General features: G+C 40.3%; 18 protein-coding genes. 2 read left to right on the top strand and 16 right to left on the bottom strand.

What is annotated here, in order from left to right; translation table 11 throughout:
• The first annotated feature begins 155 nt into the window (after window positions 1-155).
• On the top strand, window positions 156-653 hold the full coding sequence (locus tag C0V70_RS08240) for a hypothetical protein (protein ID WP_102243389.1): 498 nt from the start codon (window positions 156-158) through the stop codon (window positions 651-653).
• A gap of 109 nt (window positions 654-762) precedes the next feature.
• Here the strand turns inward: C0V70_RS08240 and C0V70_RS08235 are convergent, their stop codons facing one another.
• The 15 genes from C0V70_RS08235 to C0V70_RS08165 all read right to left on the bottom strand — a co-directional run bounded on the left by C0V70_RS08235 (window position 763) and on the right by C0V70_RS08165 (window position 18,275).
• The gene (locus tag C0V70_RS08235; protein ID WP_102243388.1) at window positions 763-3,291 is read right to left on the bottom strand and encodes a hypothetical protein; all 2,529 of its coding nucleotides are present in this window, start codon (window positions 3,289-3,291) and stop codon (window positions 763-765) included.
• A 2-nt stretch (window positions 3,292-3,293) separates the two neighbouring features.
• Window positions 3,294-3,992, bottom strand: coding sequence for a hypothetical protein (locus C0V70_RS08230; RefSeq protein ID WP_133566731.1), 699 nt, complete (start codon window positions 3,990-3,992; stop codon window positions 3,294-3,296).
• Window positions 3,993-4,238: 246 nt separating this feature from the next.
• Window positions 4,239-5,864 carry a sensor histidine kinase gene (locus C0V70_RS08225; protein ID WP_102243386.1) on the bottom strand — a complete coding sequence of 542 codons (1,626 nt, stop codon included), beginning with the start codon at window positions 5,862-5,864 and terminating at the stop codon, window positions 4,239-4,241.
• Complete coding sequence (locus tag C0V70_RS08220) at window positions 5,861-6,802, bottom strand: YcaO-like family protein (RefSeq protein ID WP_102243385.1); 942 nt, start codon at window positions 6,800-6,802, stop codon at window positions 5,861-5,863. The genes C0V70_RS08225 and C0V70_RS08220 overlap by 4 nt, the downstream gene beginning before the upstream one ends.
• Window positions 6,787-8,178 (bottom strand): ABC transporter substrate-binding protein, encoded by a 1,392-nt coding sequence (locus tag C0V70_RS08215; RefSeq protein WP_158649620.1) that lies wholly within the window; start codon window positions 8,176-8,178, stop codon window positions 6,787-6,789. Before C0V70_RS08215 ends, C0V70_RS08220 begins: the two co-directional genes overlap by 16 nt.
• 27 nt (window positions 8,179-8,205) lie before the next feature.
• Window positions 8,206-8,433, bottom strand: a complete 228-nt coding sequence (locus C0V70_RS08210; protein WP_102243383.1) for a hypothetical protein — start codon at window positions 8,431-8,433, stop codon at window positions 8,206-8,208.
• Window positions 8,434-8,560: 127 nt separating this feature from the next.
• The gene (locus C0V70_RS08205; protein ID WP_102243382.1) at window positions 8,561-8,755 is read right to left on the bottom strand and encodes a hypothetical protein; all 195 of its coding nucleotides are present in this window, start codon (window positions 8,753-8,755) and stop codon (window positions 8,561-8,563) included.
• The gene (locus C0V70_RS08200) at window positions 8,742-10,106 is read right to left on the bottom strand and encodes a sigma-54-dependent transcriptional regulator (protein WP_102243381.1); all 1,365 of its coding nucleotides are present in this window, start codon (window positions 10,104-10,106) and stop codon (window positions 8,742-8,744) included. Before C0V70_RS08200 ends, C0V70_RS08205 begins: the two co-directional genes overlap by 14 nt.
• 126 nt (window positions 10,107-10,232) lie before the next feature.
• A complete protein-coding gene (locus C0V70_RS08195) occupies window positions 10,233-10,826 on the bottom strand; it encodes a hypothetical protein (protein WP_102243380.1) in 594 nt (197 codons plus the stop codon).
• A gap of 2 nt (window positions 10,827-10,828) precedes the next feature.
• Window positions 10,829-12,076, bottom strand: a complete 1,248-nt coding sequence (locus C0V70_RS08190) for a hypothetical protein (RefSeq protein WP_102243379.1) — start codon at window positions 12,074-12,076, stop codon at window positions 10,829-10,831.
• Window positions 12,073-12,441, bottom strand: a complete 369-nt coding sequence (locus C0V70_RS08185) for a hypothetical protein (protein ID WP_102243378.1) — start codon at window positions 12,439-12,441, stop codon at window positions 12,073-12,075. The genes C0V70_RS08190 and C0V70_RS08185 overlap by 4 nt, the downstream gene beginning before the upstream one ends.
• A gap of 7 nt (window positions 12,442-12,448) precedes the next feature.
• Window positions 12,449-13,429, bottom strand: coding sequence for a hypothetical protein (locus tag C0V70_RS08180; RefSeq protein ID WP_102243377.1), 981 nt, complete (start codon window positions 13,427-13,429; stop codon window positions 12,449-12,451).
• Window positions 13,430-13,450: 21 nt separating this feature from the next.
• Window positions 13,451-14,929: a DEAD/DEAH box helicase family protein gene (locus C0V70_RS08175; RefSeq protein WP_102243376.1), complete on the bottom strand. Its 1,479-nt coding sequence runs from the start codon at window positions 14,927-14,929 to the stop codon at window positions 13,451-13,453.
• Between the two features lie 8 nt (window positions 14,930-14,937).
• The gene (locus C0V70_RS08170) at window positions 14,938-15,540 is read right to left on the bottom strand and encodes a hypothetical protein (protein ID WP_102243375.1); all 603 of its coding nucleotides are present in this window, start codon (window positions 15,538-15,540) and stop codon (window positions 14,938-14,940) included.
• A 194-nt stretch (window positions 15,541-15,734) separates the two neighbouring features.
• Entirely contained in the window at window positions 15,735-18,275 is a 2,541-nt protein-coding gene (locus C0V70_RS08165; protein WP_102243374.1) for a coiled-coil domain-containing protein, read from the bottom strand.
• Window positions 18,276-18,473: 198 nt separating this feature from the next.
• Between C0V70_RS08165 and acs the strand changes: the two genes are divergently transcribed.
• Window positions 18,474-20,342, top strand: a complete 1,869-nt coding sequence (acs, locus tag C0V70_RS08160; RefSeq protein ID WP_102243373.1) for an acetate--CoA ligase — start codon at window positions 18,474-18,476, stop codon at window positions 20,340-20,342.
• Here acs and C0V70_RS08155 read toward each other — a convergent pair.
• Window positions 20,339-21,667: an MBL fold metallo-hydrolase gene (locus C0V70_RS08155; protein ID WP_102243372.1), complete on the bottom strand. Its 1,329-nt coding sequence runs from the start codon at window positions 21,665-21,667 to the stop codon at window positions 20,339-20,341. The two genes, acs and C0V70_RS08155, sit on opposite strands and share 4 nt — an antisense overlap.
• Window positions 21,668-21,683 lie beyond the last annotated feature (16 nt).

Here is a 21,683-nt window from a genome sequence, read left to right as displayed (position 1 = left end):
TGAGCATTAATTTATCTTCATATATTAGAAAAAAGAGCCTTTTTCGTAAAGCTTTACCTGCGCGCGCCATGCAACAACCCACAAATGATTTTCTTTACATCACCAAAGCGACCATATAGCATTTATGCTTTAATATTACTTAAGGAGTAACTCTTATGAAGTTCTGTCTTTCGATCCTAGCATCTCTACTTGTAGCAACAACTGCTTTCGCTGCGCCTTCTGACATTGTTTCAGGAAGCACAAACTCAAGCCTTTTCTTCTCTAAAAACAGCGACGACAAGTACGAAGCTTCTCTTTACCTAGCTACTGAATACGACCACGCATTCGAAAATGGTCTTCAAGTTGGTGGATTACTAGAAGGTGCATTCACTGATGATAGCAACGCTTTTACAGCTCTTGTTGGTCCAGGATTTAACCTGAACGCACAAGACCTGGCGAACTCTTTCTATGCTACTGTTAAAGTAGGATTCTCAAGAGTTTCAATTGATGGCGACAAGAACACAGAATTCACAGCTAGAGCTGAAGCTGGAAAAAGATTCAAACTTTCTGAATCTGTAAGCTACGTTCCAGGTGTTGCTGTAACTCACGTTTTTGCTGACGAAGCTGACCCAACTTTCCAAGTTAACATTTTCAAATTTTCTTTCTTATTCTAATTAAGAACTATAGGAGCTGCCTTTAGGGCAGCTCTTTTTTTGATGAGCTAAATTTTTTCTCATTTTCAATCTCAAAAAAGACAGAGTTCTTCACATTTCAAAAAAAGTCTTATCTCTGCCTGTCTTTTTCTGCCTGATACTGGCGGTAATCATTGAAGAGCGGGCTGTTGTAAACGATACGGGCAAGGTCTTTGTTTCTCTCATTTAAAAGAGGCACAAACATACTCTTACCGTTGTATGAAAATGTCTTAACTGGTATATCGTAAATCTTATCCTGGTGGCGAACTTTGATAATGAATGAGTCTGCAGGCACAATACCTAAACTCTTTAAAGACTCTTTTCTTAAAGTCGCTAAATTTTCTGAATTCACTACAGACTGCTCACCTTCAACCCCTTCGGCCCCCGGAGCTCTTGCCACTTCAGCTTCGCCCTTACCGTTAGCAACGGCCCCCGAACCTCCAGCACTAGACTTCGAAAGTCTTCCTGCGACCGCAGAGGCTCCATAATCGTTAGATGCTGAGTTCGAACCAAAATCATCCGATGCTGTATTTCTTCTAGGATCGGCGGCATTGGCGGAGCTCCCAGAACTTCCTGCTCCTCGGCTGATTTCCCTGTCGGTCAGTTGGTTTTGCCAGCCACGAAGCTTAGACTCCCACGCATTTAAATTATCACGATACTGATCTAATCTATTCTGTTCTGCCTGACTTAAGTTAACCGGTCTTGCAACTTCAGCACTTGATCCTTTTGGAGCAAGCACCATGCGGTTATTATCCGCAATCGTCGAAAGTTTCTCCTCATCAGTTCCTTTTACACTATTGATAGCTTCTGCCAGCTCTGCACGAAGTTTTTTCATTTCTTCAGTGCGGTCACTCTCAGCAGCTGACACATCCGACTTCTTCGTTTTTGAAGAAACAGCATCTCCGCCGCCTTTCATATTATTGTGAACAAGGCTTCTTCTAAAATCTTCATTCGCACTATTTGGGTTAGATGAAACAAATGAGTTGAATCGTTCATCGTTTCTCATCACTTGGTTATTGACCATATCGCCTTGAGTCTCTTGCTTCATGGCCATTTTATTTTGGGCCAGTTGAGCAGACGATGAAAGTGAAGCGACACCTGGGTCAATTTTCTTTTCTACGAATTCAGCTGTTTTTTCAGCAACAGTGATTGGAGTGACTTTTTTACCTTCGGCGAGAAGAGTTCCTTCGACACCTACGAAGTTTTGATAGAAAGATGAAAAACCTTTAGCTTTCGTAGTATCCCCATTCAAATAAGATTCTGATGAACCTTTTGCATATTTAACAACTTCTTCATCTTTCTCTAATGACTTTAAAAAGGTAATTTGTTTTTGAATTTGTTGGTCACAACTTGTTATGTCATCTGACTTTTGACAAAGTTTCAGTAAATCTTCACTTTTTAGTGGACCACCATTTTTACAAGAATTAAACCCTTTCACCTGTGGATTGCTACAGTCGTAAAGACGGCAAAAATTATCTACAATGATAGCAATATCATTATTTGTTGGGATTGCTCTGGTATCTTCAAGAAATTTTTCGTCCCACGATGCAACTGTTTCACCTTTTGTAAAAACAGCATTATTCCCTTCATCCTCGCCTTCAGCATTTTTTAAACCGCAACTGAATCCCTTCGCGATTGTACGATTGACTTCAGTTTCTTCACCATCTCCTTTAAAGAATTCAGACGCAAACTCATCATTCATTGCCAAATGATCTAGGTCATTACAAAGATATTCTTCGATGTTTTTGGCGATCGTTTCACATTTATTAGCTAAAACTTTAGCAAACTGCTGTTGGGTATCTTTGGAATCAAAAAATTTATCAATAAAGATTTTTTGAGAACCATCTTTTGCCTGATAGCTTTTCATCTGTTGCTCAAATTTCTTTAAAAGAGCAGCTCCTTCAGGCCCTAAGCTCTCAGCATCTTTAAGCATCTTAAATTGAGGGTAGGTTTCATAAAACTTCTCAATTCTAAACTTCGCAGCGATTGCCGTTCCACCAGTTGCTTGCAATGAAGAAATAAAATCGACCGCAGCACTTTGACTGAACTGTGAGTCCAAAAAGAAATGGCCTGTTGTTCCTGATGCTGGACAGCTATTAACTTTCTTCTGTTTTGCTCCTCTTAGTTCTCCCATTTTGGCGCGCATTCTTTCCAAAAGATTATCTTTCTGGCCTTTCCCCAGAGACGCAGTAGGGAATTTATTTAACAAATGAGCTAATTTACTAGCATATAATTTTTCATCTGATCCACCTCCGCATTTTGGGCTAGCGATAACATCAAGACGACATTTTCTTTCTACATCTTTTGAATCCATCCCCAGATCGAGACCGATCTGATCAAAATATCTATCCATGATAACGATTTCTTCTAATCTTTGACTTGCTTTTGTAGCTAATTTATCAGCAAGCTTATCGTTAACTTTATCTTCAAATGCATTTTTAACTTTAGGATCATTAGATACTGCTTTTGTTAAATTGCAGTCAAAAGCTGAAAGACTATTTAAACCAATCCCACCATTCTTTTTTAAACATGGAATTTTTGCATCATCTGCAAATGCAGAAGCCAGAGATAATACTCCGGCCACTGATAATATTAATAGGCTCTTAATTTTTTTTCTCATTACTACTTATATAAAGTTAAGTACTCAGCAGGACATCGCTTCCCAGGAGATTTTGAATACTCTGCCCCATTTTCACATAAAAATTTTATAAACTCATTCAGACCTTTTTCTTCAATATTTGCAAATCGTCTATTGTTAAAAGCATACTGAATATAATCAAGAACTGTTTGTCCTTGGCTATTTTTAGAATTGATAATCTTTCTAAAAGTTCCTGGATCTTTTTTATTCGTATAATACTTCTTCAAGTAAAGCATATACTGCATTCTATCTGTTGAGTTTTCTGCAATGATATGAATTAATGGAGACATTGTCTGGGCAATATACATTGGCTCACAACCTGCTTCTTGCCAGTAACCATCAATATTTCCATTTACAGCGGTTTCTTTCATTGAGTCCATCATCTTCTTATTAAAATCTTTCTCGCCTCTTAATCCTGGAACAGTCATGCAATAAGCAGAAAGATAGATGAAGAATGATTGCTCTTCCTGGCTCATCGCCTTATCCGAAACCATCGCAATCGCTCTCGCCGATCTATTCCCTGTTAAAGGAAACCCAGGTGCTAAATCAGGTGTACAAGTCACACAATCTTTTTGTAGCACTTTTACAATCTCTGAAGTGGCCACTGATGGCTTTTGAGAAGGGGCATTGGTGTTTGATGGAGACATGAATGCACACACTGCAAAGGAATGCATCGTAACCATAAGGGTGGCCAACAATTTTAAAGGCCTGTTTTTCAAAATTTGCAGTCTCATTTTTCCTAGTCCTAATTCTTATATTTTTAGAATTATAGGCTAGTTATCGAAAGATTCGGGCAAACACTTTAGTCGTGATATTAAAAAGATCGGGTAAGTGGCTTTATTTACCTGAGTTAGGTGGTCAGAATAGTCTGATTGTCATTTGCCCTGTCGAAAAATTAGTCATTTTTCGGTGGCAAAAATGTGAGGTAATTAAAATGGGCAGGTTTTCCCGCTGTTTTTTAGCCAGGGGTAGAATTCGGGTATCTCATGGCTGCTGGCCATGAAAAGTTTCTGGTAACCTCTTTGGTGAAGTTTTAAAGCAAACTCTTCTCCTGGGATTTGTTCTTCGCCCAGGTCACTGTCTATATAGATGGATGTTTTTTCTTTATCAATTTGATGAAGGTATTCGTCGAAATCAGCAAGGGTTGAAAGTGACAGAAGTCTCACCTTATTTTTTCTCGCTCTCTGCTCCCATGCCAGGCGCATGATTTTATCGTTGTCGATAAAGACATAATCAAAAAAAGCAGGCGCTTCTTCTTCGTTACTAAAGACCGCAGGAAGAGAGAGATTTATTGTGGTCCCCTTGCCTTCCTTGGATTCAATGACCAATTGCCCACCAAAAGACTTCATGGCCTCTTTGGCGTGAGAAAGACCAAGCCCCGATCCAGAAGCACTCCCATCTTTCCCGTGAGTCAGACCGCGCTCGCCGATTTTTCCTAAGATTTCTTTGGGAATGCCAGCACCTTGATCAGTGATAGAAATGACGATTAAAGGAAAGTGCTTACTTACTTTGATGTCGATCACTCCGCCAGAACTCATAGCTTCGACTGCATTGTTAACGATGTTAGAAAACAATCGTTGAAAATCAGATCGATGAATTTTGATTTTTACTTCTCTTAACTCTGCCGGAAAATGATAGTTAAAAGTAATGTCCTCACGGCCTTTATACTGAAGCTTTTTTTCGGCAACTAATTGGTCAAGGACTGGCGTTAATGCCATTTCATCAAGTTCCTTTTTTGGCGATTTCTTCTTAAAAGACTGAAGCAAATTGTCGCTAATATCATTTATTCGTTGAATCGCATTTTCAATCATCAGACGCTGCTCAAGCGCGACACCACTGACTTCATCCAGGGCCATTCTTAAAACGCTCAATGGTGAGCGGATATCATGGGAAACCTGATGAGCAATGAGAATTTTTTCTTCCTCGATCTGCCTCTTTAAAAGTTCTTCCTCCGCTTTTTTACTGCGGGAGACTTCTTCGCGAAGGTGCCCTAAGACTGGTGCCCATAAATCACTACCAACAATGTCCTTATCTGGATGCAATAAAGCAGACTCAACACCTTTATGAAGTTTTTGGCTTTGCTTAGTCACTTGGCGGAAAATAAAGACAATTATCATCAGAAAAAAGGCCAATAGAAAAATCACGGCAGTCGTCACCCCCTTAAGATCAAGAGTGTTAACTCCCAAATGCTCTGAAGAGAACTTCACGCAGAAATTTCCCCATACGCCTTGTTTATTAATTTTATCAAAATAGATGACCTGACAAAAGGCCGAAGAATCTTTTTGATCTTCACCCTTCATCAGGCTGAAGCTTTCAATAACTTTCTTTTCCACCATGATATTAAGTTTTCTTTCAACTTCCATGGTGTTGTCGATAAGAAGATCTCCATAAACCTGTTCAGTGATTAAATCGAGTGAATTTTTCTGTTGAAGTATGAGGGCATTTTTAAGAGCATCGTTTTTTTCATGATTAAAAAGATACAACCCTCCACTTAATCCGGCCGAGATTAAGACCAATAAGACCAGGAAAAAAATGAGGATTGTTTTAGTTTTCATGACAGCGGATGAACCTGCTTATTGGGTGTAAACGATTTTCCAAAAATAGATTCAAAGCGTGTCTTATTATAGGATTCTGCACTCAGCTTCCCACAATAGTAGGTCTGCATGTCGAGGCCCTCTGAGTAACAAACCACTCGGTTGGTCTCTATCCCCAAAAGCTCATCAATATGGCAGTCGTAAGTACGAATGCGCCCCTGAGGAATCTCATACACGCTCTGACTTCCTTTAAAAAACCAATCAAGGTTGCTTCTTTGTTTCATATAGTAATCAAAATGATCCATAGGCTTTTCTGGGATCACCTTGATTTTTAATTTTTTGGTATATCCTTTGACGATATAGTGAGAAAGAAAAGTCAGACTCTCAACCAGAGAGTCAAAGAGACTCGCCAAAGAAGTTCCGCTTTTACAATCAATATAAAAGCCTCCATTTGGCATTTTCACACAACCTAAGGCCGTATAGATTCCCTCGCCCATCGCAATGAGACCAATCCTAAGTTCAAGCTTATGGGCCAGATGTGCACGATAGATATTTTTATTTCCCTCAGAAAGCATTGGCAAAAGCTCTGCTTCTCCTACCCAGTAGGGAGCTATTTTTCCATGCCATGATAAAAGAAGAGCATCCCTTTCAATAATCTCTTGTCTTGAACTCTCGGCCGCCTCTTCATAGCTTAAATGAGCAGCAAAACCGTTAGAGGTTTTAAAAGCGACGCCAAACATACTGTTGAGTTCACCCATTGCTTTTCTTTCAATAAACTCTGAATAGGCCTTTTGGGCCGCAAGCATTTGAGAGTTGGCACCGCCAAATCCCCGGTCGTTTTCGTCCCTTATAACAAAATGAATCAGGTCTTTAGAAAAAGAATTATGAATGACTTCAAAGTTGATTGAAGGAAACTTCTCTTTTAGTGAATGGAAAAACGAGACTACTTGATCTTCCATGAGAATGTTTCGGCCCCGGCCTTGTTCCAGTCGCTTAGGTCGATGCCTTTTTTCGTCAGGACAACACCCATTTTATAATAGAGAGGAACAACAAGAGCGTCTTCTAAAACCTTCTGTCCCAGTTTTTTAATTCCCTGGTAACGAAGAGATGTATTTTGTTCTGTTTTAATGGATTTTAGCAGTTCATTAAACTGCTTATTTTTTTCATCAACAAAAACCAGAGGTCTCGAAGGATTGAATGTAACAATCAAACTTGAGCGCAAATCGATTGATGAGAGGTCATTGTTTACAAACACGATATCATAATCTTTTGCTTTGATCATTGTCGCGTACTCAGAGAAATTTTCGTAGTACTCGATTTTAGTTTTTGCCCCAATAGCATTAAGCGAATTTTCAATTTCTTTTTGAACACTTTTAGGCAATAACACCGAAAGAGTGCGTTTGATTTCTACGCTAGCATGTTTTTTAGATGAAATGGCCTCTATTTCTGCTTCATTCATACGCCCTGGACCATATGGTAAAAAGAGCTGAGAAGAAGGGATCAGATTGTTTTCGGCAAAAAAAGTGCTTCCCTTCCAATACTTTGTCACGCGTTCTGAAATACTTTCGCGCTCAGAGAGGGATAAGTTTTTTGGATTTAAAGCAAACCAAAAAGAAAATCCCAGGTTCATTTGATAAAGGCTAAAACCAGCTTTCTCAATTCTGGCCAGTTCTTCTTTTTTAATTGTCGATTTAGGCCAGATGACATCAAACTTTTTTAACAGCTCATCAGTGATAGGCTTTTCTACATTGTAGCCTTCAAAGTGAACCTGATCATACTTCACCGTTTTCGGGAAAGGGTATTTCTTATTAAGTTTAAGGGTAAAACCAGATTTTGCTGAACCTTCTGAAACAACATAAGGGCCAGAAGTTACTTTGTATTCCATGCTATCAAGCTTGGCCACTCTGTACTCTGGAGAGGAAAGTTCTGTCAGGAAAAAAGGGTCTGACTCAAAAAGCTCAATTTCAAAATGCCCTTTATCAATCAGAGACACTCTTTTAATTTTTTTGCCATCTCCATGAACAATGTCCGGACCGGCATTCAGGTATTTTAAGGACGCCACCACATCATTGGCGATGATAGGTGTTCCATCTGAGAATGTTTGATTGTCTTTTAGTGTGAAGATAAATTTTTTGTAATCTTCTTTAATCTCCCACTTCAAAACCAGGTCAGCCGAAATTTCACCGTTAGTATCAAACTTCACCAGCGGTCTTAGCAAGTCATCAAATATCACATACTCATAAAGCGAGTGAATCTCAAGATGGTTCAAGCGCTCTGGAACATGAGGCATTCCCACTTGAAGAGTTTTGGCCTCTGTGTTCGTTAAAAGAGTCATAAAAAATACCATCACTAAAAGCTTCAATTAAATACCAACAACTTCTGTTCTAGTATTTTCGTTCATTGCTTTAATTTTTTCAGACACATCTTTAATCAATACGTCTTTGTTCACATTCTTTTGCCCTTCTGGAAGTTTAACTTCTTGAGGCTTTTTCACTTCAATCGACGGCGGAAGTTTTACTGTCGCTGTCTGTGCATGTGCAGATAAAGCTGCTGCTAAAACTGTCGATCCTAATACTGCTTTCATTTTCATCTTTTCTCCTCTTTTTTGCTACTAAAAAGCAGTTGGAACTTACCTGTTGTTTGGCCCAATTTCAAATGGAATCTTCCAACTTAAAATATTTACAGTTGGTGCACTAAATTTGATACGGATTAAGTGCTCAATTTTTGATTTTAATCAAAAATTCTTGTGAGGATGCGAGCATTTTTTCGAAGGCTTCATTGGCAGCCTCAAGAATTTCTTGAGAGTCTTTGGTCTTTAGGTCCCCTTCTTCAAGCGATTCAATCATCTCCTTAAGAATGGCGAATTTCCCAATGGTGTCGTGCTTGTATTTCTGGAAATCAGTGAACTTCACTCAATTCCCCTTTACCTGACTTGATATGCTTGTAAAGCCTGGCCTGATTGATCTTTAACTGTACCAGGGTCTTTCTGATAGCGTGATTGTTGTTGGCCAGGGCGTGGTTCACAACTTCTTTTTCAATCTCTTCTAAAAATTCAGGAAGTCCCATTGTCAGGGCCATCTGCATCTGATTTTTTACCAATAGATTACCTTTTAACGAGAAAGCTTTTTCTTCTAAGTGCTTTTCGATATCATCTTTTGAAATAAGGCCTTTGTTATCAATCGCAATCAGCTGGAAGACACGCTTAAGCTCGCGGATATTTCCTGGCCAGCTGTGGTTTTCCAGAATTGTTTTTGCCTCTTTTGAAAGAACAACCTTGCGTCCACTTTCCGAGACTTGAACAAGTTCTTTTTTAATCAAATCCAGGATGTCTTCTTTTCTTTCTCTCAGAGGCAGAAGTTCGACGTTTAGTCCACAAAGGCGCTGGAAAAGGTCAAAGCGGAATTCACCTGATTTAATTTTTTCCTCCAGGTTATCCAGCGTTGCTGAAATAATCCTGAAATCTGATTTAATAAGTTTATCTGAGTTCACCTGATAAAATGACTTCTCTTCAATGGCCTTAAGAAGTTTGGCCTGAAGTCCTTTTGACATTGAACCGATCTCATCAAGAAAAAGTGTCCCATGGTTGGCCAGGGCCAGTTTTCCTTTAGAGTCTGTTGTTGCTCCGGTAAAGGCGCCTTTTGCATGCCCAAAAAGTTCTGATTCCAGAAGTTCTTCGCTCAAGGCCGCGCAGTTTACCGCAACAAATGGACCGGGTCTCTTTGACTGCTCATGGATTTCCCTGGCCAGGAAAGTCTTTCCTGTACCACTTTCTCCCAGAAGGCATATCGGTAGTTCAGTCTGAATAACCGGAATAATTTTCTTTAAGATGCTTTTTTGTTCTTTTGATTTTGTCGGGAAAATCTCTTTGAAGAAATGATTTTCCAGATAGTCGTTCTTGCTTAAAAGAAAGCGATTTAAAGTATCGGCAGTGCTGTTTTTCTCTGTTCCTTTGGTGTAATAATCACTACAGCCCAATTCGTAGGCGTGCTCAATAATTTCTTCATCATGCAATGAAGACATAACCACGCTATAGATTCCTTTTTGAACAGTGATTTTTAAAATTTCAAGGCCTAGTAACACTTCAGTATTATCTAGATTAAGATCAATGAAGCATAAATCAAAATTTTGAGTCAGTCTTTCTACCGCTTCTTCATACGATGAAGCTTCCACCACATGGTGGTCAGCAAGATGGGACTTAATTTTTATTCGCGACAGTTTATCGTCGTCGATCACCAGTATTTTAAGCATGAGCATTTTTAGCATAGAAAAAAACACTTTAGTGGACCTGTGAAATTAATTCATTTAGAAACATCCATTTAACTCTATGATAACAGGCTAAAAAGAGCGGCCCGGACAAGGCCGCTCAAGGGTGGGCAAGGGTCCTTTTGACTAGAAGCCTGAGTTCCCTTGAATAAGGTCATAGCGGTCACTTCTGTGTTTATCTAGAGAGAACTGAAGCTGGTAGCGCTCTCCCGTTGGTCTGGTCAGGAAAACATCTACACCATAACTCCCCAGGCAGGCCTGAACGTAAGGAAGTGAGATTTCAACATCAATAATCCCGGACTTTTCATTGATACTAAATAGCATCACACTCTCAGGAAGAACAAAGCGGTCATTAACCCAGTTAAAAAATTCGGACTGAACTTCCACAGTATTTTCATGCTTAAAAAACTGCATCTCGCTAGGAGTAAGAATAAGTCTTTCCTTATAAATCGCCACAGCTTCTAAATTAAGTGGGATATTGGTTCTTTTCCACAACTCCGTCATACGGATCACTTCTTTTAAAGTCAGCTCCCCTTTTGTGATTTTTTCGGCCAGGGTCACTTCCGAAAGACGCTGGTAATAATTGGCCACTCGTTTTCTATAAAGAACACAACTTGGGACATCATTGCTTCCAACACTCCATCTGCGTCCTTCTCTTTCAAACGCATGGGCCGACTCTAAAACAAATAGACAAACGATTGTGAAAATTAAACTTTTCATGATTATTTCCTCTTTCCAAAGCCCATCATTCCCATGAACTCAATCGGACGATTTTCAGTAACACTCTCAGTGACCTTGTGATCATTCTTAGCAATGTACTGATCAGTCTTTGATGAACCTCCAAAGATGCTTGAGGCCACATCAAGAACAACAGCTGCGGCCTGGCAATAAGTGTTCGGGCATTTTTTTAAGGCATCAGAAGCTGTGCTCGCACCGTTTTTCCCGGGCTCAGCTGCATCGGCCGGTTTTACTGAATAACCAATTTTTGTAATAGCGATCTGATCCAATACCTCCTGAACAAGCCTTTGTTTGATAGACAGTGCTGTTTCCATTTTTGCCTGATCACACACTCGGCTGTCATCACAACTCATTTCAAGGTTAAACCATCCTGAACTCTCAGCTGTTTCAATCAGCTTAGAAGTCGAAGATGTACTAAAAAGTCCACCAGAAGAAGACATCGATTTAATTTTCGAAGCAAGTCCGGATAAGTTATAAGTTGCTGTGTACTTGTAAGTCGCTCCGATATCATACTTATAGATCATGTTCGGAGTGATAATACCTGAGAGATCCTGGGCCTTGATTTTTTCAGGGATTGTTCTTTCAAAAGGATCAATTAATGGACAGGCCCCAAATAGGCTCAAGTCCAGTCTGCCTGAAAAAGAGCCCGGGCCGACATTGTTAAGATCACTTAATGGAATGGTCTGGTTAAAGGCCACTTGCATTTGTGAGTCAAACGGTGTCGTCTGATTGTAATTCAATTGAAGATTTTTTAATTGTACTGGAACAAACTCCACTGGCACATTCTCGTTTAGCTCTCTAAAACTTGCTAGGTTACTGTCAATTCCATTAGAGAAAAGAAGCTCAACAGAAGCCCCCATCACTCCTTCAAGATCGCCGAATTCATCGACAATCATTTTTCTTTGGTCAAATAGCCCCTTGATGTCTTCTGCACTTTTTTTGGCCTTAACCGCATCGTTAATGTTGCTATTAATCGTCTTAAGCATTTTATTGAACTGCTTAATCTCCTTACAACGGGAGATATCTCCGACAGTTCTTCCACTGACGGCCATTGAGCCAGTTGAAGGTGGAAGGACATAGGCCTTCTTACAGGTCTTATCCATAAAATATCCCGAAGAGTTTTCCGGAACAACGATGTCACGGGCCACATCACAAGATGTTGAGTAAATAGGACCAGCAAAAGCAGATCCTGATAATGATAAAGCGATTGCCGCTGTTAATTTTAATTTCATGATTTCTTCCCCTTTAACAAAGATTTTGCCAGCTGATTAAAATCGATGGTCTTACCTTGTTTTTTATTTTCAAATTCAGTGTATAAAAATCCTGCCTCTTTAACGTTGAGTTCCTTCATTTTCAAGCAATCATAGAGCATAACCCCAAAAGCAATTGGCCTTTTTTCTTTCTGTACTTTTTCTTCGTCCCAGAGACTTGAGCACAATTTTAGTTCAGAAGCGTAACCTTTTTCTTCTTCTGTATACTCCACTCTTTGGTTTTCACCGCTCCCGGAAATTTCAACAGGACTTTCACTTCCGCCTTTTTTCCCGCATCCCACAAAAAACAAAAGAAGAAAAATGAAGAATAAAGATTGAGTTTTCATACATCACCTATTCGTTTACAACTTCAACAAAAACATCGCCTGAAACAATTGAAAGTTTCTGGTTCGTCATTAATGACGTAGGCTTTGCGTAGTCAAAAGTTTGTCTCCACATTGATTCTGTCGCCTCACTTGATTCACCTTTAAGCTTCAATGACTTTAAAAGTTTTGCTCCTTTGTCTCCGTTTTTCAGGACGACGTCTTTTAAGCGTTCATTCCCTTGGGCCAGAGACCATCCTAGAACTAATCCTTCATTAAATTTTTGAACGTCGCGCTCAATAGAAGGGGAAACTTTTTTCATCTCATCGTTAAAGAGACGATAAAGTTCGTTATAACTCTTTTGATCAATCCAGTAGCTCAAATTAGGCATTGCCTTTTCATAAGAGATTGTCTGAGTTACAACAGGTTTAATAAAGCCCAGTCCGATATCACAAGCAATTCCCAGGTTCTTTGAAAGATCCACAACGACTGTATCGCCATGAGCGTTTTCAATCGCTGAGTTCATAAGCTCTGAGTATTCTGAAATCTCTTCATTCGCACTATTAGTGTAAGGAGAGCGCTCAGATGCCCCCAGCTCTTCAACTGCGACCTTCCCGATGCTGAGCTGATTATCAAAATCAGCACTGCTGTAAGTTTTTCCATCTAAGTTAAAAGAAAAATCTTTTGCGACTGCACCTTTTTTAAAAACCAGTTCGGCCTTAAATTTATATCGCCCACCAAGTTCTGCGTAATCGCGGCAAGCTTCTTCCAGACCTTTTTTCTTCATATGATAGACCAGCTTTACTTTATCTTTGCTACTTAGACGGGAAAATCCGTTAAAGCGAACTTTTCCGCTGTTAAATTTCACCAGGTCAAATTCAACAAAACGTTTATCTAATTCAACACGATAAGTTTTTGCTTCAGGTGCCTCTAGTACAAGCTGGTCCCAATTTGTTTCTGCCATTGCAGCGGTTTGAACCGCTAGTAATCCCATTATTAATGCTGTTTTCATATTATCCCCGTTTATTTAAGATTATCTTTTTCCAAAAGTTGAAGAGTGTCTTACTGTTGTCGTCTGGTGAGTTTCAAACGTCACTTCATCTTCAATCTTTGATGTATCCGAGTTTAATTTCAGAAGCTCTGAAACTCCCGGGTAGTTTACTGTTACGTACACTGGTTCCTGACGGCATGATTTATGGCTACTAAACCAGCTTGAGCGCGATTGACAGATTGTTCTGTATCCACCAACTTCTTGTCTCGTCTGCGCCTGGATTTCTTTAGCACGCGCCTCTGTCACTGATTTTAAAAGACCGTGTTTTTCCAGTTTCTCTTCAATCCTATCAAGGTGCATTTTAATAAACTTTCCAATAAGCGGTGCCATTGGGTTTAAGTTTTCACTTTCGCCATCTCCATTTTCAGAAAAAACGATTTTTGAAAGATCTACTTCCTGTCCCTGGTCATCAATATCAATGATCAGGTTGTTTAGAACTCCACCTTCAACCATTGCACCTAAGAACTGGTCTCTTGAGAAGGCCGTGTTCACAATTCTTTCCTGGATACGTGAAAGAAAATCTTTCATTTCCAGAGTCGATTTCATATGCAGTCTTACACCGGCCTGAACCCTAACCTGGTAATCGTAGTTGAGAGCGACCGCCGAATGAAACAGGCCCACTAAATCTTCTTCATCGGCCGGATTTAAATCCTTTCTCTTGGCCAGTGCTGAACAGTAGCTAACGGCCGAGATATCAACCACACCACTCATTGATCCATTCATATTGATTAGAGTCGTCTGTGGTGAGTAGTAATCTTTTTCTTCTTTCGTTGGAACATAACGAGTTCCCGGAAAATCAATTTTTAAAACTGATCTTCCTAAGTATCCTTTTACATCTTTTGACGAAATTGCCAGTAAGGAATCAAGCGTCTGGGCAGGAGCAAATCTCACAGGAAAAACGCGATCCGCTGAACTGACAGCATTTAGGTTTTCTGTCTGGAAAGCTGCCACTTCATCCATAATGTCAGACTCCACTCTGATTTGAGCTCTTAGAGCTGCTGTATTATAGAATGGATCAAGCGCCACGTTTCTTTCTTTAACCAGAGATTCTTTGGCCACCTGGAAATAATCCAGTTTTTCTTTTAAGACTCTTCTGTCAGTGTCGCTGTTAGCATTGGCATAACTTTCTTGAAGCTTCTCAATTGTCTCATCCAGTTTTTCAACCTTGGCATCAACCTTATTTAAAGAATTGACCACTTGAGTGTAACGGTTACAAATTCCAGCATCAGCTGTCACATAAGGTTTTAGAACCGTTTTTCTCATATTGAGCGACGGCAGTACGTAGGCCGTCTGACAGTCTTTACTAAAATAAATCTGTGAAGACGATCTACCTTTTGGAACATTGACCTCACATGAGTACTGAGGTTTTAGCACAGCAAACTGCCCATCAGCAGGTGATACGCCAGCAAAGAGCGATTGACTTAAAAGTAGCATTGAACTTAAACACATTGTTTTTTTCATAATTCCCCCTAACGTGTTTTTGGGTGTGTTAACCACCACCAAAATGATTTAATTTTATGTTTTACCGGATGTTCTCTAAGATAAGCTTCACGTTCAAAACCGCAGGCCATCCACTTGGGAGGCACGTAACCTTCTCTCTGTCTTTCAACTTCACTAGTGAAGCCAACTTCGATGTAATCAAGCTCTTTTGAATTTTCTTTGCGGATAAACTCGATATCGTATTTTTCGTCTTTCCCTGTTTCCGGGTCTTCATTCCAGTCTTTCAGGCGATAGACAAAGGCCCTCTGATTCTGGAAGATGACTTGCTTTTGCCATTTTGTTTTTTCGGTGCTGATGAAAAAGGGAATGTAGCGCTCACCTGAACGGTTAATCACCACGATGTCTGCCGCAAATGAACTGGCGTTGTCGTCTGCAGGAACATTCAAGTCACAAACCTGCAGTTCAATGGAGCAAGAGCCAAGACTGAAGTTTCCTTCATAAGGTCTAAGAAATTTAATGGCCTCTACAGCGCTGGCATTTTCTCTAATTGATTTCGAGCAGCCCCATCCTGCGTGAGCATAGGCCGGCAAAAGACTCGTTGAAATAGCTAAAGACAGTACCCAGTTTTTCATAATCACTCTCCAATATGGAGACGCTATTACAACCTGGGTGCCAAGTTTTTTAGTCTTTAACTAGTTAATATGACGATTGGAAATTTTAAAAACGTATTAAATCTAGATACGAGCGTATCATTATAAATACATGAAAAAGACAAAAAAAAGCCCCGCATAAGCGAGGCCTTTTATAATCAATGAATGATGTGGGATTATTTTTTGTTAATAGCGCCGTTAGTGATATTTTTAAGTTTTAAATACTCAGCTCTCTCACGCTTAACCTTTTCTTCCTGGTCACGTTTTAAGTCAGCAGCGTCTGTAATGCTTGCCGGCTCGCGCTCTTTGCCTTTTTTAGCAAACTTCTTATCACCTACTTTTCCTTTAACAATCTTCTCAAAGATTGGGTTTCCTTTGTCATCAAGAAGAACCTTTCCATCTTTAACGACTGGAATGATTTCTTTAACAAGACCACCTTCCTCAATGTAAAAAGGAGCACCGTTAAGTTCCATAATTCGGTTAGAAATCGTCTGGGTTGCCTTTTCCGATGTCAAACCATCAATTGTCGTAAGAACCAGACCTGAGGCCAGAGTTGTCGTTTTAACTCCATCGCTATTAGATGTCGAAGTTAACACTGCACCTGAAGAAGAGGCCACTGATCTTGAGATCGATGATCCAGATGTCGGTGAAGCCTGCGATGATCTTCCCGAATCAAAATTTTCAGCGGATTGTGATTTCGCTGTTGCCGATTCCCCTCGCGTATAACCCATGACCGGAGATGAATTATAGCTGTTATAATTTGATGCCACTGATTTTTGCGCTTCTTGAGTCTGAACCGGAGCACTCGCGACAGTCGCTTCTTTTTTCGACTGAGACTTAAGGTCAGTGATCTGTCCTCTTAGTTCTTTAATTAATGCATTTTCTTCATCAATTTTCTTTTGTTTTGCTCTGTCGGCCTCAGCTGCTTCGCTCTCTGCCTTCATTTTCTCAACTCTTTCTTCAGCTGCCGAAAGACGCTTCATCAAGTCGTTGACCTTGTCGTTCATCGCTCCCGAAGCCGTTGTTCCTGAAGAAGAAGACTCTGAGCTTGTGGTCTCATCTTTTTTAGCATCAGGCTGAGTCAGCGCTGCCTGGTCTACAAAAGTTGATCCAAACTGGTTTGCATTGTATGAGTCTGCAAAAGTACTGCTGTAATTATTCATTGGGATCTGATTGCTGATAGCATTGTTAAATCCACCAGCAAGCCCTTCGCTGCTTTCCTCGTGAACCTGAATATCCCCTCCAGAACTGCTCTCACCTAATGAGCTGGCCCCAGAACGAGAACTATCACTTTTACTTGTGTAATATTCGCCGGTCTGCCCGATATAGTTAGTAATTGAATCTTCTCTGGTAGCGTCCTTCGTTCCACTATATTTTTCATGGCCGTCATAAACCATACCACTAGTCATTGAAGAGGAAATACTACCAAATGGATCAATAACTTTCCCATTTAAACTGAAGCGGTCACTTCCTAAATCGAACACTGTACAGCGCTTGGCCTCAATGAACATATTAATCTTGTCTTCATCACCATCTTTGGCGCTCGCAAGAATTTTCAGGCGTTCATAGTCAGAATCTTGCTCCACTTGCTTTGAAGAGATGTGATCGGCATTAGTGGCATCCTTCGGAAGCATTTTTCCATCAGCAATACCAGTGACTTCAATACAAATATTTTGCATCTTTTTAGTATTTTCACAGAATTCCCCTTTTTGCAGAATTTCTGTGACACGGTTTTTTCTATAGCCTTCAAATTTTTCAGTGAAAGATTCTTTCGTCAGGTCTTTATCTGAAAGAATGGCCGAAAGCTGTTTGTACTTCGGGCTCTTCTTAAGCAGGTCACTGTTAAGCATAGAACCAAAATCCATTGCCAGAACTGGATCATTTAACTTATCCAGCATATCAGTTCCCATCTCATCAAAGAACAGGTCCATCTTCTGATCAGCTGTGGCCTTTTTAAAGTGTTCAGATGTCACAAGCACTGAGAGCTTCTCCATTCTCACTTTATCATCGGCCAGGTTTTTTGCGTTGGTCGCATTCACTCTGTTATAAAGGAAATCGAGCATGAAATTTGATTTCTCTTTTGGTGTCTTTAGGGCCTGCTTGAAATCACTATAGTTTTCTACGACATCATTTCCACCCAGTTTTTTATTAAAACATGAGCTTCCTCCTAAACACTTCTCCTGGAAATTTTCAAAAACTCCTACGAGAAGATCAGGGCGGCATGAATCATTGGCCTTTAATTCAAAACGATTTTGACATCCTTTTTCAATCAAACCATATTTTCTAAAAGCAAATCTCTTAAGCTCTTCCAAATTCTCCATCGAGTCGATGCTTTGCTTAAGAACGTTCTTACCGTAGTCCTTGGCAACAATTTTATTAAGAACCATGTTGATATTGTCAGCTTGAGAGTCATCCCACATCTTTTTACATTCGATGGCCTGCTGGCATCTGGTAAGACTGTATCTCTCTGCTCCAAAAGCAGCGGATTTTCCTTCATAACAAGAAGTGAATTTATTAATCTTACTTCCGTTAGTTAAAAACGCGCCTAGACCATAAGTAGGTGCTGCTAAAAACAGGCCGTCTCTATCGCAAGATGTGGCCTTATTAATGTCACCAAATTGGAGTCCAGGAGAGGCCGCTCGGTCTCCAAATTTCAATTGAGCGTAACTGTTAGCACTCAACATCATGGCGGCAAAAAGGTATGTGAAAATCTTCATAAAAGACTCCTATCTAATCTATCTTATCGGATAAATTGATCTAAACTTGAGAAAAGGACTCTAGTACAATAAAGCCATTGTAAAATTGGTCATTTAAGGAAAGCTTCGCAGTTTCAATTCCGCCCCAAAAATTTGTCATCGCTGAGTTAAGTGGTCTAAAATTATCTCATCAATAAACATTTATGGAAGGAATCAGATATGTCTAATCTACTAAGTGCCGAACAATCCGAGTATTGGAGTGAGCTGGCCCAGACTTATGTCTGGAAGAAAAAGTGGGACAACCTTATTAGCGGAGATTTCCACAAGGCCGACGTGAAGTGGTTTAATGGCGCCGAACTCAACATCACAGAAAACTGCCTTGACCGCCATCTGGAAAATAGAAGAAATAAAAAAGCACTCATCTTCGAACCCAACAATCCAAATGAGCCTTCATCATTTTTAACTTACGGTGAACTTCATTTAAGTGTTTGTCGTTTTGCTAATCTTTTAAAGTCTAAAGGAATTAAAAAAGGCGACGTCGTTTGTTTCTACATGGGAATGACTCCTGAGTTGATGATCGGTATTTTAGCTTGTGCACGCATTGGTGCCATTCACACGGTAGTCTTTGGTGGATTCTCTCCTCTTTCGCTGAGAGGAAGACTGGAAGATTCAAAAGCAAAACTTATCGTCACTCACGACGGAGCTTACCGCGGGGATAAACTTATCCAGCTTAAGGCCATGGTCGATGAGGCGATCGAAGGACTAGACTCTGTAGAGACCGTTTTGGTTGTGAAGAGAACAAACAACGAAATCAACATGAAAGGTGGACGCGATTATAATTATGAAACAGTAATTAAGAGCGCTGAACTTTACTGCCCGCCAACTCCGGTTGAAGCAGAACATCCTCTTTTTATTCTTTATACGTCAGGATCAACAGGTAAACCAAAAGGACTTCTGCATACAACGGCAGGGTATATGGTTCACGTTGGGAAAAGTTTTAAAGATGTTTTCCAATACAAAGAAAACGATATCTTCTGGTGTACAGCAGATATTGGCTGGATCACTGGTCACAGTTATATGACTTACGGCCCGCTACTTAACGGTGCAACCACTGTTATGTTTGAGGGTGTTCCGACATTCCCAACTCCAGCACGTTTTTGGGAGGTTGTTGAAAAACACAAAGTCACTCACCTTTACACGGCCCCAACGGCCATCAGGTCGCTGGAAAAATTCGGGCATGAGATCCCGGATAAATTTAAAATGTCGTCGCTTAAAGTTTTGGGCTCTGTAGGTGAGCCGATCAACGAAGAAGCATGGCACTGGTATCACAAACACGTAGGAAAAGAAAAATGCCCGATCGTCGATACCTGGTGGCAAACAGAGACAGGAGGAATCCTGATTTCTCCAATGGCAGGCCTCACAAAATTAAAACCTGCCCACGCCACTCTTCCACTTCCAGGAATTGAGCCGTGCTTAATGGATGAAAATGGAAAAGAGATTAAAGATCTGGTGGCCAGCGGAAACCTGTGTTTAAAAACGCCATGGCCTTCACTTGCCAGAACAATTTACGGCGATCACGAAAGATTTATTCAAACTTATTTCTCTACTTATCCTGGATACTATTTTACAGGAGATGGCGCCAAGAGAGACAGCGACGGCTATTACCGCATCACTGGACGTGTAGATGACGTTATCAACGTTTCTGGACACAGAATCGGAACGGCAGAAGTTGAAGATGCCATCAATGAGCACCCATCAGTGATTGAAAGTGCAGTGGTTGGACTTCCTCACCCGATCAAAGGCCAGGGGCTCTACGCTTTTGTTATCCCGGTGGATGGGGTTGAAGATTCTGAAGCCCTGGAAAAAGAAATCCGTGAGACTGTTAATAAGATTATCGGGCCCATTGCTAAGCCGGATCTTATTCAGGTTGTAGAAGGTCTGCCAAAGACACGCTCTGGAAAAATCATGAGACGCATTTTAAGAAAGATCGTTGAAAACGAAATTGAAAGTATCGGCGATACTTCAACTCTTTTAAACCCAGAGATCGTTGAAAAACTGATCGCCGGGAAAAAAGAGCTGAATTCTTAATTGTTTTCGTTATTAATTTTTGTAATGTGAGCTTCTATCGTTTTTAAAGCATATGGTAGAAGCTCAGGTTTAAGCCCGACATACACTACATCGAGAATCTCCTGCAGATTTCTTCCCATCTTTAAAAGTTCTTTGATTTGATTCTCGCGCTCTTGCCTGTGCTTAAGCGTTTCAGAAATTTTATGAGTCCCACCAATAATGATCCCGTGACTTGGGATGATATTTTTTGGATTTAAATCAATTACGCGCATAAGAGAGTTGAAGTATTTCTTCATATCCCCTTCAGGTCCACCAATAACCACCGTTCCGATTGTCTGAATTAAATCTCCAGCTAAAAACCAGCTTAAGTTTCTTGGTGCAATCGCCAGCTGTCCTTCATCATGTCCAGGAACTTCATAAACGATGACATCGTGACCTAAACTTTTTGTCAGAATGTCACCTTCTTTTCTAATAACGACTTCAATACCTTTAAAGTACTCAGCACCGATAATCGCATAAGTAAACTGGCTCATCTCCATTGGCACTTTGTATTCTAGAGCGATGTCGCGCGAGAATTCATAATGATCAGGATGGTGATGAGTAATAAGAATGCGGTCAAAGCCAATTTTATTCACTGACTTTAAAAACTTCTTAAGTTCCACTTCGTCACGAGGAGAAGGATCAATTAAATATTTTACGGCATCGTCATCGCCGATAATAAAAGAGTTCGTGCGATTGGCCGGAGGGAATGTATGCGAGAGAGGAAGAAATTGTCTGACTCCATAAATCGACTCAATCATCGGCACTTCTATTTCCGGGTCATGAGGAAGAGTCATTTCAATCGGCGTATTGTGCAGAGGATTTTTTTCAAATGTTTTTAAAAGCACAACTGCAGGTGGAACGGCAAGCATATGCCCCAGATGGTAGCGCTCAAGCAAGTTTTTTGGCGTATTCCACTCTCCAAACTCCACTTCACTTGGGTCGAGGTTAAACTCTTTAGGTGCTTTAAGATGTATCTTGATATAATAATTTTTAAATCGGTACGGATTAAATTCTGGAGTAATCGCCAGACCGATATCTTCTATTGCAACGACATCCCCATTTTCAACGGCCGCCACTAAATCGTAATTTAATTCTTCTCTTACTTCGCGAATAAGCGCGTGCAGAAGCTGAGGCTTAACATGCTTGGGCCAGATTGCATGAGGCAGGGCCTCTTCACTGTCTGTGGCATCAACCTTTCCCCCTGGAGTTGCATAATAACCAGGAAAGACATTGAGATAGTTTTGTCTCTTAATAAAAAAGATTTGGTCATTGGTGGTAAATACGGCGGATACTGATTCTTTCATGCGCCTAGAGTATCAT

Origin of the sequence: Bacteriovorax stolpii, assembly GCF_002872415.1 — a bacterium.
In the GTDB taxonomy this organism is placed as follows: Bacteria; Bdellovibrionota; Bacteriovoracia; order Bacteriovoracales; family Bacteriovoracaceae; genus Bacteriovorax; species Bacteriovorax stolpii.
Note: the sequence above shows the minus strand (reverse complement) of the source record. Positions and strands in the feature narration are given on the sequence as shown.